This is a genomic window from Rhizobium sp. NPDC090275, assembly GCF_044772225.1.
In the GTDB taxonomy this organism is placed as follows: Bacteria; Pseudomonadota; Alphaproteobacteria; order Rhizobiales; family Rhizobiaceae; genus Rhizobium.
This window is the reverse complement of sequence record NZ_JBIVYL010000003.1, coordinates 449,944-463,026: the sequence shown is the minus strand read 5'-3', so window position 1 is coordinate 463,026 and position 13,083 is coordinate 449,944. Positions and strand designations below refer to the sequence as shown.

Annotated in this window: 14 protein-coding genes; 8 read left to right on the top strand and 6 right to left on the bottom strand. The window is 62.9% G+C overall.

All coding sequences use genetic code 11. From position 1 onward, the window contains the following. The first annotated feature begins 78 nt into the window (after positions 1-78). A complete protein-coding gene (locus tag ACIQUB_RS10260; protein ID WP_113235638.1) occupies positions 79-384 on the top strand; it encodes a nucleotidyltransferase family protein in 306 nt (101 codons plus the stop codon). A gap of 71 nt (positions 385-455) precedes the next feature. Beyond that, entirely contained in the window at positions 456-1,319 is an 864-nt protein-coding gene (locus tag ACIQUB_RS10255; RefSeq protein ID WP_402929376.1) for a carbon-nitrogen hydrolase family protein, read from the top strand. 6 nt (positions 1,320-1,325) lie between these two features. Here ACIQUB_RS10255 and ACIQUB_RS10250 read toward each other — a convergent pair whose 3' ends face one another. Both ACIQUB_RS10250 and ACIQUB_RS10245 read right to left on the bottom strand, forming a co-directional pair. Then, on the bottom strand, positions 1,326-1,679 hold the full coding sequence (locus ACIQUB_RS10250; protein ID WP_113235637.1) for an antibiotic biosynthesis monooxygenase: 354 nt from the start codon (positions 1,677-1,679) through the stop codon (positions 1,326-1,328). Next, the gene (locus tag ACIQUB_RS10245) at positions 1,676-2,005 is read right to left on the bottom strand and encodes an NIPSNAP family protein (RefSeq protein WP_402929375.1); all 330 of its coding nucleotides are present in this window, start codon (positions 2,003-2,005) and stop codon (positions 1,676-1,678) included. Before ACIQUB_RS10245 ends, ACIQUB_RS10250 begins: the two co-directional genes overlap by 4 nt. Positions 2,006-2,119: 114 nt before the next feature. Here ACIQUB_RS10245 and ACIQUB_RS10240 point away from each other — a divergent pair, with 114 nt between their 5' ends. Then, complete coding sequence (locus ACIQUB_RS10240; protein WP_402929374.1) at positions 2,120-2,818, top strand: ArsR/SmtB family transcription factor; 699 nt, start codon at positions 2,120-2,122, stop codon at positions 2,816-2,818. Positions 2,819-2,895: 77 nt separating this feature from the next. Here the strand turns inward: ACIQUB_RS10240 and ACIQUB_RS10235 are convergent, their stop codons facing one another. The 3 genes from ACIQUB_RS10235 to ACIQUB_RS10225 all read right to left on the bottom strand — a co-directional run bounded on the left by ACIQUB_RS10235 (position 2,896) and on the right by ACIQUB_RS10225 (position 4,774). Next, entirely contained in the window at positions 2,896-3,321 is a 426-nt protein-coding gene (locus ACIQUB_RS10235; RefSeq protein WP_113235634.1) for a DUF1284 domain-containing protein, read from the bottom strand. 1 nt (position 3,322) lies between these two features. Beyond that, the gene (locus ACIQUB_RS10230; protein ID WP_113235633.1) at positions 3,323-3,901 is read right to left on the bottom strand and encodes a biotin transporter BioY; all 579 of its coding nucleotides are present in this window, start codon (positions 3,899-3,901) and stop codon (positions 3,323-3,325) included. A gap of 201 nt (positions 3,902-4,102) precedes the next feature. Continuing rightward, positions 4,103-4,774 (bottom strand): GntR family transcriptional regulator, encoded by a 672-nt coding sequence (locus ACIQUB_RS10225; RefSeq protein WP_113235632.1) that lies wholly within the window; start codon positions 4,772-4,774, stop codon positions 4,103-4,105. A gap of 195 nt (positions 4,775-4,969) precedes the next feature. Between ACIQUB_RS10225 and ACIQUB_RS10220 the strand changes: the two genes are divergently transcribed. Next, positions 4,970-5,659, top strand: coding sequence for an HAD family hydrolase (locus tag ACIQUB_RS10220; protein ID WP_018899055.1), 690 nt, complete (start codon positions 4,970-4,972; stop codon positions 5,657-5,659). 246 nt (positions 5,660-5,905) lie between these two features. Here ACIQUB_RS10220 and ACIQUB_RS10215 read toward each other — a convergent pair whose 3' ends face one another. Next, positions 5,906-6,565: a hypothetical protein gene (locus tag ACIQUB_RS10215; protein WP_402929470.1), complete on the bottom strand. Its 660-nt coding sequence runs from the start codon at positions 6,563-6,565 to the stop codon at positions 5,906-5,908. 233 nt (positions 6,566-6,798) lie between these two features. Here ACIQUB_RS10215 and thrC point away from each other — a divergent pair, with 233 nt between their 5' ends. The 4 genes from thrC to ACIQUB_RS10195 are packed head-to-tail and all read left to right on the top strand — an operon-like array spanning position 6,799 to position 13,078. After that, positions 6,799-8,199 (top strand): threonine synthase, encoded by a 1,401-nt coding sequence (gene thrC, locus ACIQUB_RS10210; protein ID WP_113235630.1) that lies wholly within the window; start codon positions 6,799-6,801, stop codon positions 8,197-8,199. 27 nt (positions 8,200-8,226) lie between these two features. Beyond that, positions 8,227-9,525: a pitrilysin family protein gene (locus tag ACIQUB_RS10205; RefSeq protein ID WP_113235629.1), complete on the top strand. Its 1,299-nt coding sequence runs from the start codon at positions 8,227-8,229 to the stop codon at positions 9,523-9,525. Between the two features lie 29 nt (positions 9,526-9,554). Continuing rightward, a complete protein-coding gene (locus ACIQUB_RS10200) occupies positions 9,555-10,169 on the top strand; it encodes a GNAT family N-acetyltransferase (RefSeq protein WP_113235628.1) in 615 nt (204 codons plus the stop codon). Beyond that, a complete protein-coding gene (locus ACIQUB_RS10195; RefSeq protein WP_113235627.1) occupies positions 10,166-13,078 on the top strand; it encodes an EAL domain-containing protein in 2,913 nt (970 codons plus the stop codon). Before ACIQUB_RS10200 ends, ACIQUB_RS10195 begins: the two co-directional genes overlap by 4 nt. Positions 13,079-13,083: the final 5 nt, after the last annotated feature.

Here is a 13,083-nt window from a genome sequence, read left to right as displayed (position 1 = left end):
AAGCCTGAACCGGGGTACGATTTCGGGAAAAAATTCAGGCCAATGGCAAAGTACATCCGGATACGCTAGGCTTGCGGCATGAGGAAAAGCGAAGCGCTCGAACGTCTGAAGAGCAATGCCGAGGCGGTGCGTGCGCTGGGCGCGACCTCGCTTTGCCTGTTCGGCTCGGTTGCCCGCGACGAGGCGAAACAGGCAAGCGATATCGACCTTTTCATCGATTACGACCCCAAGAGCCGCTTCAACGCCTTCGACCTTATCGGCATCAAGCTGATGCTCGAGGAAAAGCTCGGAAGCCCTGTCGACATCACCACCCGCGACAGTCTGCATCCGCGCTTGAGAGAGCGGATCGAATCCTCGGCGATGCAGGTTTTCGCTACCCGCTGAGCCTGTTTGCAAAAAGGTAGCTCGCCTTTGTCTTAGATATAAGCTCTCCTCCGCTCGTCACGCTGAGACGCGTGAGTCGAGCGTTCAGGGAGGCAGAGTTGCAAATAGCTACGGCCCAGACCTTCGTGTCATCCGACATTGCAGCCAATGTCGCCTCAATACGAGACCTGATCGGGCAAGCCGCTTCGGCCGGAGCACGATTGATCAATTTTTGCGAAGGCGCTCTTTCCGGATACGGCAAGATGCAGATCATGAGCCCCGAGGACTGGTCGACATTCGATTGGGAGGCGCAGCGAGCTGCTCTCCGCTCCATCGCCGAAATCTGCGGCGAACTTAGCATATTCGCGGTAGTGGGTGGGGCACACCGCTTCTCCGACAGCCGCCCGCCCCACAACAGTCTCTACGTGTTTTCCGACGCCGGCGCGTTGATCAATCGATACGACAAGCGTTTCCTTTCCAACTCGGAACTCCAAGGCTGGTATACGCCCGGCACAGCACCGGTCGTTTTTGATGTCGATGGCTATCGCTTCGGTTGCGCGATCTGCATAGAATCACAGTTTCAGGAGGTGTTCAGCGAATATGAGCGTCTCGGCGTGGACGCGGTTCTGTTTTCATCCTACGGCGTCCCGCCGCGTTTCCAGACAGTCCTCAGAGCGCACGCGGATTTGAACTGCATCTGGATTGGCGCCGCCACGCCTGTTCAGAAAGCCCATAAGGGACCGGCGGGCACGATCGGCCCCGATGGAGAGTGGGTAGTACAATGCCCCGCGGCGCCAGAACCCGGTTTTGCCGTGGCGACATTAGACCGGGATGATCCAGCCTACGACATACCGCTCAAGAAGGCACGTCCGTGGCGGGCCAAGGCAAGGCAGGGCGAGATCTATCGCGCGCAAATGAGCGATGACAGCGAGAACGACGACCGCAGCCAGTATTGAGACCGGCTAACCCACCCTATCATGCACCGCCCGGCTATCCGCCGGCGCCTCGGCCCGCTCGATCATCCCGTAATCGCGCACGACATGGCCGATGCGCAGACGGTAATCCGCGAAGATGCCGCCACGGCCGGCGGCCTGGGCGGCGCGGTGGTGTTCGAGGTTGCGCCAGCGTTTGACTGCTTCCTCGTCGCGCCAGAAGGAGAGCGAGAGCAGCTTGCCGCGCATGGTCAGGCTCTCGAAGCGCTCGATCGAGATGAAGCCATCCATCTTCTCGAGCTCGGCGCGCAGTTCGCCGGCGAGGTCGAGATAGGTGTGGCGCTCGCCCATATAGGGCAGGACTTCGAAGATGACGGCGATCATGGCAACACCTTTGCAGCGTGGGGGAGCGAGACGTTCGCCAGGAAGATGCGGTCTTCCTTGAGGATGAAGCGCTCGCGTCTTGCGAATTCGTAGTTCTCGCGGCCGAGTGGATCGGCGGCAAGGCGGGCGCGGTAGGCTTCGTAGGCGGCGAGGCTTTCGATATTGTAGACGCCGTAGGCCGTGGTCGCGGAACCCTCGTGCGGGGCGAAATAGCCGATGAGGTCGGCGCCGTTGCGCGGGATGGCCTGGCCCCAGTTGCGCGCATATTCGGTAAAGGCATCCTTCTTGAACGGGTCGATTTCATAGCGGATGAAGCAGGTGATCATCACTCTTTCTCCTTGGTTGCAGGATGGGGTTGCAGGATGTTTTGCCATGTTGCGGGACGGAGATGCTTCGGCTACGGTCGAAGTATGGAAGATGACATCCTGAGGAGGTGAGCGGTGAAGGAAGGACCTGATATCGCCCAGATCGGCGCGCTGATCGGCGACCCCGCCCGCGCCAACATGCTGGCCGCGCTGACGGGTGGCAAGGCGTTGACCGCGACAGAGCTCGCCGCGGTCGGCGGTATCACGCTGCAGACGGCGAGTGCGCATCTCGCCAAGCTCGAGGCCGGCGGGCTACTCCTTCCCCGCAAACAGGGGCGGCATCGCTATTTTACCCTTGCCGATGAGACGGTGGCGCGGCTGATCGAAAGCATGATGGGCTTTGCAGCGAGCCGCGGACATCTGCGCCACCAGCCGGGCCCGAAGGAGCCGGCGCTGCGCAAGGCGCGGATCTGCTACGACCATCTGGCCGGCGATTACGGGGTGCGAATGCTGGATAGCCTCGTTGCCAGGGGCGCGATCGACGCCGTGGGCGACGGCTTGGCGCTGACCGCGAAGGGCGAGGAGACGTTCCAGTGCATCGGGATTAATGTCGCTGACCTCAAGGCATCGCGGCGGCCGCTCTGCCGCTCCTGCCTCGATTGGAGCGAGCGGCGGGCGCATCTGGCCGGCAGTCTCGGCAAGGCGCTGCTGGTGAATTTCTTCGACAAGGGCTGGGCGCGGCGCACGGCTGGCAGCCGCTCGGTGATCTTTTCGCCTGAGGGCGAGCGGCAGTTCCTGGCGCTGTTTCCGGTGGAGACGCCGGTCGCGGCCTGAAGCGCGACGCGCTTCAGGCTCTTGTTTTTGCGCATGTCTTTGTCCCGAAACCGGGAACCACTTTCGGGAGACATGCGTCAGCTTGGCGCGACCAGCACATCGGTAAAGCCGCGCTCGGCGATATCGTTGCAGAGTTCGCTCCATTCGCACTCTTCGCAAGCCTTGCGGATCGTGCCGAGAGCGAAATTGCGGCGCAGGCGTTTCAGCAGCGCCGCGTCGGGATAGATGCGGGTACCCTTCCAGACCGCCATCCCCAACAGACGGCCGACTGCTTGCGCCGCCGCCCTGTCCCGCGCCACGACGCTTTCGTTGTGGCAATGCGCCGCCGCTCCTGAGAGCAGCGGCGCGCAAATATCGTCGGGGCCGTCGACCAGCTCGATATCCTCCCCCGACGACAGGCGCCGGGCGATGCGGATGTAATTCTCGGTGAAGGCCGGCGTGTAGCCTTCACCGACGAAGGTCAGCATGCAGAGCAGGTGGTGGGCGCGCAGGCGAATGGTCACTTCAGCGGCCGGCGTAAATCCGGATACCCTTCAGCACGGCTGCCGCCAGCGCCGACTTCAGCACCGCGCCCAGGATGAAGGGAGCGACGCCGAGCAGCCAGGCCTTTTCCATGCCCAGCATATTTGCAAGCCACAGGCCGCCGATCGCCAGGCACAGGATATTGGCGGCGAAGTGGGCGGCGAAGCTGCGGATCACGGCGTCGCCGGTCCAGCCGCGCGCTGCGAGCCAGCCGGCAAGGGCCGCGATCACGGGGAAGGATGCGAGATAGCCTGCCGTCGGGCCCGCGAAGGGTGCCAGACCGCCGGCTCCACCGGCCAGAACCGGGAAGCCCATGGCTGCTTCAGCCAGCCAGGCGAGAACCGTCGCGGCGCCGAGACGCCAGCCATAGAGCGCGCCGATCATCGTTACCGCGAAAGTCTGCATGGTGACTGGCACCGGCACCATCGGCACCGAGATCTGCGAGGCGAGCGCCAGGATGAGCGTGCCCGCCAGCATGAAGACGGCCTTGATGGCGGCCGGGCGAGCGGCGAGGCGCAGCGGGTCGAAACGGAAGTCGGACGATTGATCGAACAGGGACATGAACTTTCCTTCTTAAATTATAGATAATTTCTGATTCCCATCTATTTTATGAGAGAGATTTTTCGCGATGGCAAGCGGCCACGATGCGATTGCGCGGCGGACAAAAGGGATCATGCGCACGATCAGCCATGAGAGCAGGCGTAAATGCGCGATTCTCCGGGGAAATCACGTCGAGCAAAAATTATCTATAATTTTGGAAAGTCAGCCGACTATGGCGAAGGCTTCGCCGTTTTCGCCAGCCTTGTTGGTGGATTTCGGCGCGCGGCCGATCCACTGGACGTGGCGTTCGAGAATGCCGGCCGCCTCTTCCGCCCTGCCCTGGCGCAAGGCCACGAGGATGGCGCGGTGGTCGTGGTCGGTGCGCTTCTCCCAGCCCGAACGCCAGGCGGAAAACAGGAAGCGGGCGCTGGCGGCGTGGAGATCGTCGATCGAGGCGAGCAGACGGCTCATGTTGCAGGGCGTCAGGATCAGGCGATGGAAGCGGCGGTTGGCCTCTTCCCAGGCGTGAACGTCAGCCGCGGCATCGCCCTCGCGGGTCGCCTCCTCGGCGGCGTCGAGGATCGCAGGCGTCAGATGCTTGGCGGCGTGGCGCAGCGCCAGTACCTCGAGTGCTGCCCGCATCTCGGCCACCTCGCGGACCTCCTTGATATCGAAGGAAGCGACACGCACGCCGCGGCGCGGCTTGCTGATCGCAAGCCCCTGGGCCTCCAGGCGGCGGAAGGCTTCGCGCACGGGCACGTGGCTCGCGCCGAACTCCTCGGCGATATGATCCTGGCGCAGACGGAAGCCGGCCGGCAGTTCGCCACGAACGATGCGGTCGGCGAGCACGCGGCTGATGCGGCTTGCGATTGTGTCTTCCGGTTCCTTGGCCATATTCATCCATTAGAGGGCGAGCCGTGGCTTGTCGAGATGGCTTGTCGAGGCGGCAAGCGCCTGCATCCGCAGGCATTTCAATTGAGCGCAACCCTAGCCACCCGGCACTCGCAGGCCAGCCATGACGCCCGGCCGGTTGAGATCGGGCGAGGCATCGTGTAAAGCCGCAGCATCCCCCAACAAGGCTTGATAGACATGAATGGCTTCGACCTCATCCTTTTCGACTGCGACGGCGTTCTGGTCGATTCCGAAATCATCGCGGCAGACGTCGAGTCCAAGCTTCTGACGGAGGCCGGCTACCCAATCAGCATCGAGGAGATGGGCGAGCGCTTCTCCGGCATGACCTGGCAGAACATCCTCATGGAAGTGGAGCGCGACGCCAGCATTCCGCTTTCGGCCTCGCTGCTCGACAAGTCCGAGAAGCTGCTCGACATGCGGCTCGCTTCCGACGTGCAGGCGATCGCGGGCGTCGAGGCGGCCATCAAGCGCATCGATCTCAAGCGCTGCATCTGCTCGAACTCGTCGAGCGCGCGGCTCACCATGATGCTCTCCAAGGTCGGGCTCAGCCAGTTCTTCGCGCCGAACATCTTCTCGGCCAAGGACCTCGGCGCCGACCGCGTCAAGCCGAAGCCCGATATCTTCCTGCACGGCGCCAAGCAGATGGGCGCGTCGCCGTCGCGCTGCGTGGTGGTCGAGGATTCCGTGCACGGCGTCCATGCGGCGCGCGCCGCCGGCATGCGGGTGATCGGCTTCACCGGCGCCTCGCACACCTACCCCTCGCACGCCGACCGGTTGACGGATGCGGGTGCCGAGACGGTGATTTCGCGGATGGTGGATCTGCCGGGTGTGGTTGCGGCGCTGGCGGAGTGGGAAGGCGTGGCGTGAGTTTGGATTGATATGTTTGAGGGAATGGAAATGGGCTTAGGCGTTGTGCCGTTAGCCCCCTCATCCGCCTGCCGGCACCTTCTCCCCGTTGGGGAGAAGAGACTCGTGGCGGGCCGCTTGCGCTAACCTCCCCTTCTCCCCAACGGGGAGAAGGTGGCCCGAAGGGTCGGATGAGGGGGCCACACGGCACCACCTCAAACTTTGAAATCGCGACGCAACTGCAACCGCGATCCCCTACCCCAAACCTTAGCTGGACTTCTTCTTGCCCTTGCCCTTGGCAGGCGCGCCCTGGTCGAAGCCGACGTTGACGCGGACCAGTGCGCCGGAGCCGACGGGAAGCTTGATGTCGTCCTTGCGGAACAGCACCTGGGTGGCGCCGGTCGGGTCGATCTGGGCGGGGAAGTTGGTGACTTCCGAATAGAGCGCGTCTTCGCCGTCGAAGACGGAGATGCGGATCGGCAGCGTGACGTTGCCGCCGGTGCCGGCCGGGCCCGCGACGACGCGGACCTGGGCCACGACGGTCATGACGAGGTTCTGGTCGTTCAGCGTGCACTGGCGCGTGTAGTTGCCGATGGAGGCCTGGAAGGAGAGCTTGTCGGGCGCGCCGGTCTTGGCGCCGCCGGCGTAGCGGTAGAGGATCGCGTCGGCGTCCTTCATGTAGATGGTCGGGCAAGCGCCCTGGACGACGCGCGCCGTATTGCCGGAAGCCGTGGTGGCGGTGCCGATCGACGGGTCGTTGGAGGACGGGTTGGCGGGCGACATCGGCATGATCTGGCCGGTGGCGCCAGATGGTGCCGTTTCCGCCGTCTTCGTTTCTCCACCGCCCATCCCGAGCGAGTTGCAGCCGACCAGAACAGCCGCGAAGGACACGGAAGCGATAAGACGAGAGACCTTGCCGAGCACGATTATTCCACCCTCTTCACAAAGTTTTTTGCCAGGCCTGCTGAGTGAAAACAGGGCCTTTCGTGACAGTTTGCGATGGTCTATATCAGCGGCGCAAACAAAAATCGATTGGGTAAGCACTGTTTTGATGCACATTTCGGGATTGCAGCCGGCGAAGGCCGGAGCTGCGGCCAAAGGGCGGCGCGACACAGGTTTTCTCTTCAATCCGGATTTTATTTAGGCCCGGCACATCAAGGATGACGACAGTGGAATATATCTCGACCCGCGGCAAAGCCCCTGCTCTCGGTTTCTGCGATGCATTGTTGGCGGGTCTGGCGCGTGACGGTGGCCTTTATGTGCCGCGCGAATGGCCGCAGTTCTCCAAGAAGGAAATCCGGGCCCTGCGCGGCAAGAGCTACCAGGAGATCGCCTTCACCATCCTGTCGCCGTTCACCAACGGTGAAATCCCGGCCGACACGTTTCGCGCGATGATCGACGAAGCCTACGGCACCTTCCGCCATCCGGCGATCGCGCCTTTGGTGCAGACCGGCCCGAACAGCTTCGTGATGGAGCTCTTCCACGGCACGACGCTCGCCTTCAAGGATGTGGCGATGCAGCTTCTGGCGCGGCTGATGGATTATGCGCTGGAAAAGCGCGGCGAGCGCGCCACCATCGTCGGCGCCACCTCGGGCGACACGGGCGGGGCCGCGATCGACGCATTCGCCGGTCGCGAGCGCACCGACATCTTCATCCTCTTCCCGCATGGCAAGGTTTCGCCGGTTCAGCAGCGGCAGATGACGACGTCGACGGCGTCCAACGTGCATGCGCTCGCCGTCGAGGGTAATTTCGACGATTGCCAGAACCTCGTGAAGGCGATGTTCAACGACGGCGCCTTCCGCGACAAGGTGAAGCTTTCGGGCGTCAACTCGATCAACTGGGCGCGCATCATGGCGCAGATCGTCTATTATTTCACGACGGCGATCACGCTGGGCGCACCGGACCGGAAGGTCTCGTTCACAGTACCGACCGGCAATTTCGGCGATATCTTCGCCGGTTACTGCGCCAAGCGCATGGGCCTGCCGATCGGCAAGCTGGTCGTCGCCACCAACGAAAACGACATCATGGCGCGCACGATCAAGACCGGCCGCTACGAGATGAAGGACGTCAAGGCGACGACCTCGCCCTCGATGGATATCCAGATCTCGTCGAACTTCGAACGGCTGCTGTTCGAGGCCTATGGCCGCGATGCGTCGAAGGTCCGCGCCGCCATGGACAGCCTGAAACAGTCGAACGGTTTCGATATTTCGGCCGATGCCATGTCCTTCATCAAGAAGGATTTCCGCGCCGGCCGCGCCAGCGAAAAGCAGGTGGCCGAGACGATCAAGACCACGCTCGAAAAGACCGGCTACCTGCTCGATCCGCATTCGGCGATCGGCGTTTTTGTCGCCGACAAGCATGAAAAGGCCAATTCGCCGATGGTGACGCTTGCCACCGCGCATCCGGCTAAGTTCCCCGCCGCCGTAAAATCCGCATCCGGTATTGACCCCGCGCTTCCGACGTGGCTTGCTGATTTGATGGACAAGGAGGAGCGCTTTCAGATCGTTAAGCCCGAGCTCAAAGAGGTAGAAACATTTATCGACGAGCATTCCCGGGCCTAATCGGCAGAAGGCGCAGAAAGATAGCCAATGACAGTTGAGTGCACCCGGCTCAAATCCGGGCTGACAGTAGTGACACAGACCATGCCGCATCTCGAAAGTGCAGCACTCGGGGTCTGGATCAAATCAGGTTCGCGCAACGAGACGACAGACGAGCATGGCATTGCCCACCTGCTCGAACACATGGCCTTCAAGGGAACCGCGCGCCGCAGCGCCCGCGAGATCGCCGAACAGATCGAGGATGTCGGTGGCGAAGTGAACGCCGCCACCTCGACCGAAACGACCTCCTACTATGCGCGCGTCCTGAAAGACCATGTGCCGCTCGCCGTCGATATCCTGGCTGACATCCTCACCGAATCCGCTTTCGAAGAGGAAGAGCTGGAGCGTGAGAAGCAGGTCATCCTGCAGGAAATCAACGCAGCCAACGACACGCCCGATGATGTGGTGTTCGATCGGTTTTCCGAAGTCGCCTATCGCGACCAGACGCTCGGCCGCGCCATTCTCGGCACGCCGCAGACGGTGGTGTCGTTCACGCCGCAGCAGATCCGCGGCTATCTCAGCCGCAACTACACGACCGACCGCATGTTCGTGGTCGCAGCCGGCGCCGTGCAGCACGACGAGTTCGTGCGCATGGTCGAGGAGCGATTCGCCTCGCTGCCGACCGCGCCGAGCGCCCCGCCGGTCATGGACCCCGCCAAGTATATCGGCGGCAATATCCGCGAGACGCGCGACCTGATGGACGCCCAGATCCTGCTCGGCTTCGAGGGCAAGGCCTATCACGCGCGCGACTTCTACTGTTCGCAGATCCTCGCCAACATCCTCGGCGGCGGCATGTCGTCCCGCCTGTTCCAGGAAGTGCGCGAAATCCGCGGCCTCTGCTATTCGATCTATGCCTTCCACTGGGGCTTCTCCGACACCGGCATCTTCGGCATTCATGCCGCGACCGGCGGCGAGAACCTGCCGGAACTGGTGCCCGTCATCATCGACGAGTTGCACAAGTCCGCGACCTCGATCGACCAGAAGGAAATCGAGCGTGCCCGCGCCCAGATCCGCGCCCAGCTTCTGATGGGTCAGGAAAGCCCGGCGGCGCGCGCCGGCCAGGTGGCGCGGCAGATGATGCTCTACGGCCGACCGATCTCCAATCCTGAAATGATGGAGCGGCTGGAAGGCATCACCATCGAACGCCTGACCGACCTTGCGGGCCGGCTGTTCTTCGACACCGTGCCGACGCTGTCGGCAATCGGCCCGCTCGAGCATCTGGCGCCGATGGAAGACATCGCCGCGTCGCTCACCTCGCCTGCCCCACAGGGCAAGCAAGCCGTACTTTGAACCTGCATTCGCGTTGCCGGGAGTGATCGATGCCAAAATCGGTGTTTCGGTTCCTGTCTCGGCAGCCGGAAGCAGTTGAAATCGAAGACGCCAATTATGTGCTGCGGCTGCCGCGCTACCAGGATTTCAACCAGTGGCACAAGCTGCGGTCGGCAAGCCGCGGCTTTCTCGAACGCTGGGAGCCGACCTGGCGACGCGACGAGCTGACGGAAGGCTCGTACCGGGCGCGCGTCATTCGCGGCAAGCAGGAATATGCATCCGGACAGGCCGTTCCGCTGCTGCTTTTCCACCGTGAAAACATGACGCTGCTCGGCGGCATCACCATCGGCTATATCAGGCGCGGGGCGGCACAGAGCTGCATGATCGGCTACTGGATGGGCGAAACGCATGCCGGCCAGGGCCATATGTTCGCCGCACTTCAATTGGTTATACCCTACATCTTCGCAGGCCTTGAGTTGCACCGTATCGAAGCAGCCTGTATTCCAGACAATGCTCGGAGCATCCGCCTGCTTGAAAAAGCCGGGTTTCAGCGGGAAGGCTATCTGCGCGGATACTTGAAGATCAACGGTCAGTGGCATGATCACGTGATGTTTTCACTGCTCGCCACCGATACGGATAAAGGCAGGATAACCGACAGCCGATGACCAACAAACGCATGCTGCACCCATCACCATCTGGACGTTTCGTCGCGGTGATCGCAGCGCTTTTCCTGTCGGCTTTGGCGCTGATGGCAGGGGTCGCGCAGGCGGCCGAACCGGTGAAGATTTCCCGCGACGACACCGCGCTCGATCTGACCAAGACCACCGAGATCTACGCCAACCAGGGCGAGGCCTTCCAGGTTTCGACCGCGGCCGGCGCCGACGGCATCCGCCGGCGCATCGAGGTGCGGTCCAGCTCCGGCAACCACCAGGGCGACTGGGCGGTCTTCGCGCTCGCCAACGTATCCGACGAACAGCTGGAGCGCGTGATCGTCGCACCGCATTTCCGTCTGGTGAATTCCAAGCTGTTCTGGCCCGACCTCGGGTCGCAGCGCATCATCGCCATCACGCCGAGCGAAGGCTTCGCGCTCGACCGGCAGCCGAGCGACGATTCCGACGTCTTCCGCATCACGCTCAACCCGGGCTCCGTCATCACCTTCGTCGCCGAGCTTTCGACGCCGGAACTGCCGCAGATCTATCTGTGGGAGCCCGACGCCTACAAGGACACGATCAACGCGTTCACGCTCTATCGCGGCATCGTGCTTGGCATTGCCGGCCTGCTGGCGGTGTTCCTGACCATCCTTTTCGTCGTCAAGGGCACCTCGATGCTACCGGCGACGGCAGCGCTCGCCTGGGCGGTGCTCGGCTACATTTGCGTCGATTTCGGCTTTCTTGGCAAGCTCGTCAGTATCGCTTCGGCGGACCAGCGAATATGGCGCGCCTGCGCGGAAGTGGCGCTGGCATCTAGTTTCGTCATCTTCCTGTTCACCTATCTCAACCTCAACCGGTGGCATACGCATCTCGGCTACGTGACGCTGGCCTGGGTGCTGGGCCTGGCGCTGCTCTTCGGCGTCGCGATCTACGATCCGGCCATCGCCGCCGGTATCGCCCGCCTCTCCTTCGCGCTCACCGCGACGCTGGGCCTGCTGCTCATCATCTATCTCGGCCTCAACCGCTACGACCGCGCCATTCTCTTGGTGCCCGCCTGGGCGTTGATCCTGGTATGGCTGTTCGGCGGCTGGCTGACGATCACCGGCCAGCTCGACAACGACATCATCCAGCCGGCGCTCGGCGGTGGTCTCGTGCTAATCGTGCTTCTGATCGGCTTCACCGTCATGCAGCACGCCTTTGCCGGTGGCACGTTCCAGCAGGGGCTGTTCTCCGATCTCGAACGGCAATCGCTGGCGCTGACCGGCTCCGGCGATATGGTGTGGGATTGGGACGTGGCGCGCGACCGCGTCGTCACCATTCCCGATGTCTCCGTCAAGCTCGGCCTTTCGCCGGGCACGATGCATGGTGCCGCCCGCAACTGGCTGCCGCGCCTGCATCCTGACGATCGCGACCGCTTCCGCGCCACGCTCGACGTGCTGCTCGAACATCGCCGCGGCCGGCTGAACCACGAGTTCCGCATTCGCGCCGAGGACGGGCATTTCCACTGGCTCCTGATCCGCGCCCGGCCGGTGCTCGATTCCAACGGCGAAGTGATCCGTTGCGTCGGCACCGTCATCGACGTGACCGAGCAGAAGAACTCGATCGACCGGCTGCTGCAGGATGCGCTGCACGACAACCTGACCGGCCTTCCCAACCGCCAGCTTTTCCTCGACCGCCTGCAGGGCGTGCTGGCGCTGGCACCGGGTGGCGATACGCTGAGGCCGACCGTGATGGTGATCGATATCGATCGCTATAAGCTGGTCAACGACGCGCTGGGCGTTGCCGCCGGCGATAATATCCTGATCGCGCTGACGCGGCGTCTTCGCCGGCTGCTGAAGCCGCAGGACACGCTGGCGCGTCTCTCCGGCGATCAGTTCGGCCTCATCCTCGTGTCCGAACGCGATCCCGCCAAGATCGCCGACTTCGCCGACGCGATCAGCAAGGCGATCATGGTGCCGATCAACTTCGCCAACCGCGAGATCATCCTGACGGCGTCGATCGGGCTTGCGTCCTTCGTCGACCAGCAGGAAAACGCGACCGGGATGCTCAGCGATTCCGAGCTTGCCATGTACCGGGCGAAGCGCGCCGGCGGCAACCGCGTCGAGCCGTTCCAGCCTGCCTTCCGCGACTTCGGCGCCGACCGACTGCAGCTGGAATCGGATCTCCGTCGTGCGCTGGAGCGCAAGGAGCTGTCGATGGTCTACCAGCCGATCGCCGGCCTGGAAGATGTCGAGATCGCCGGTTTCGAGGCGCTGATGCGCTGGGAGCATCCGAAGCGCGGCAACATCCCGCCGTCGGAATTCATCCCGATCGCCGAGGCTTCCGACATCATCAACATGCTCGGCGTCTTCGCGCTCGAACAGGCGACCAACGATCTGATGGCTTGGGAGAGCCAGACCGGCGAGCTGCCGATCTTCGTGTCGATCAATCTCTCGAGCGCCCAGCTCCTCAACAACGATCTCTATGACGACGTACGCTCGGTCCTCGCCAAGACCCATTGCGATCCGACCCGGCTGAAGCTGGAGCTGACCGAGACGATGGTGATGGAAAACCCGGAGCAGGCGCGCCTGGTGCTGGGCAAGCTGCGCGAGATCGGGCTTGGGCTGGCGCTCGACGATTTCGGCACCGGCTATTCCTCGCTCTCCTACCTCACCCGCTTCCCGTTCGACACGATCAAGCTCGACAAGACCCTGGTCTGCGACACCAGCGACCGGAAATCGACGGTGCTGCGTTCGGTGATCTCCATGGCGCGGGAGCTGGAGATGAAGGTCGTGGCCGAAGGTATCGAGTCCAACGAGGATGCGATCGAACTGGCGAAGATGGGCTGCACCTACGGCCAGAGCTATCTCTTCGGTCCTCCGATGGCGTCGGAATCGGTGCTGCGGCTGTTGAAGGAACGGTTTCCGCTGACCAAGCGCGCCTGAGGTCT

Bases quoted from the DNA above. Each gene is read 5' to 3' on its own strand.
- ACIQUB_RS10230 (WP_113235633.1), bottom strand. From the start codon at position 3,901: ATGTCCCTGTTCGATCAATCGTCCGACTTCCGTTTCGACCCGCTGCGC.
- thrC (WP_113235630.1), top strand. From the start codon at position 6,799: ATGACGACAGTGGAATATATCTCGACCCGCGGCAAAGCCCCTGCTCTC.
- ACIQUB_RS10195 (WP_113235627.1), top strand. From the start codon at position 10,166: ATGACCAACAAACGCATGCTGCACCCATCACCATCTGGACGTTTCGTC.
- ACIQUB_RS10225 (WP_113235632.1), bottom strand. From the start codon at position 4,774: ATGGCCAAGGAACCGGAAGACACAATCGCAAGCCGCATCAGCCGCGTG.
- ACIQUB_RS10250 (WP_113235637.1), bottom strand. From the start codon at position 1,679: ATGATCGCCGTCATCTTCGAAGTCCTGCCCTATATGGGCGAGCGCCAC.
- ACIQUB_RS10220 (WP_018899055.1), top strand. From the start codon at position 4,970: ATGAATGGCTTCGACCTCATCCTTTTCGACTGCGACGGCGTTCTGGTC.
- ACIQUB_RS10245 (WP_402929375.1), bottom strand. From the start codon at position 2,005: ATGATCACCTGCTTCATCCGCTATGAAATCGACCCGTTCAAGAAGGAT.
- ACIQUB_RS10205 (WP_113235629.1), top strand. From the start codon at position 8,227: ATGACAGTTGAGTGCACCCGGCTCAAATCCGGGCTGACAGTAGTGACA.
- ACIQUB_RS10200 (WP_113235628.1), top strand. From the start codon at position 9,555: ATGCCAAAATCGGTGTTTCGGTTCCTGTCTCGGCAGCCGGAAGCAGTT.
- ACIQUB_RS10260 (WP_113235638.1), top strand. From the start codon at position 79: ATGAGGAAAAGCGAAGCGCTCGAACGTCTGAAGAGCAATGCCGAGGCG.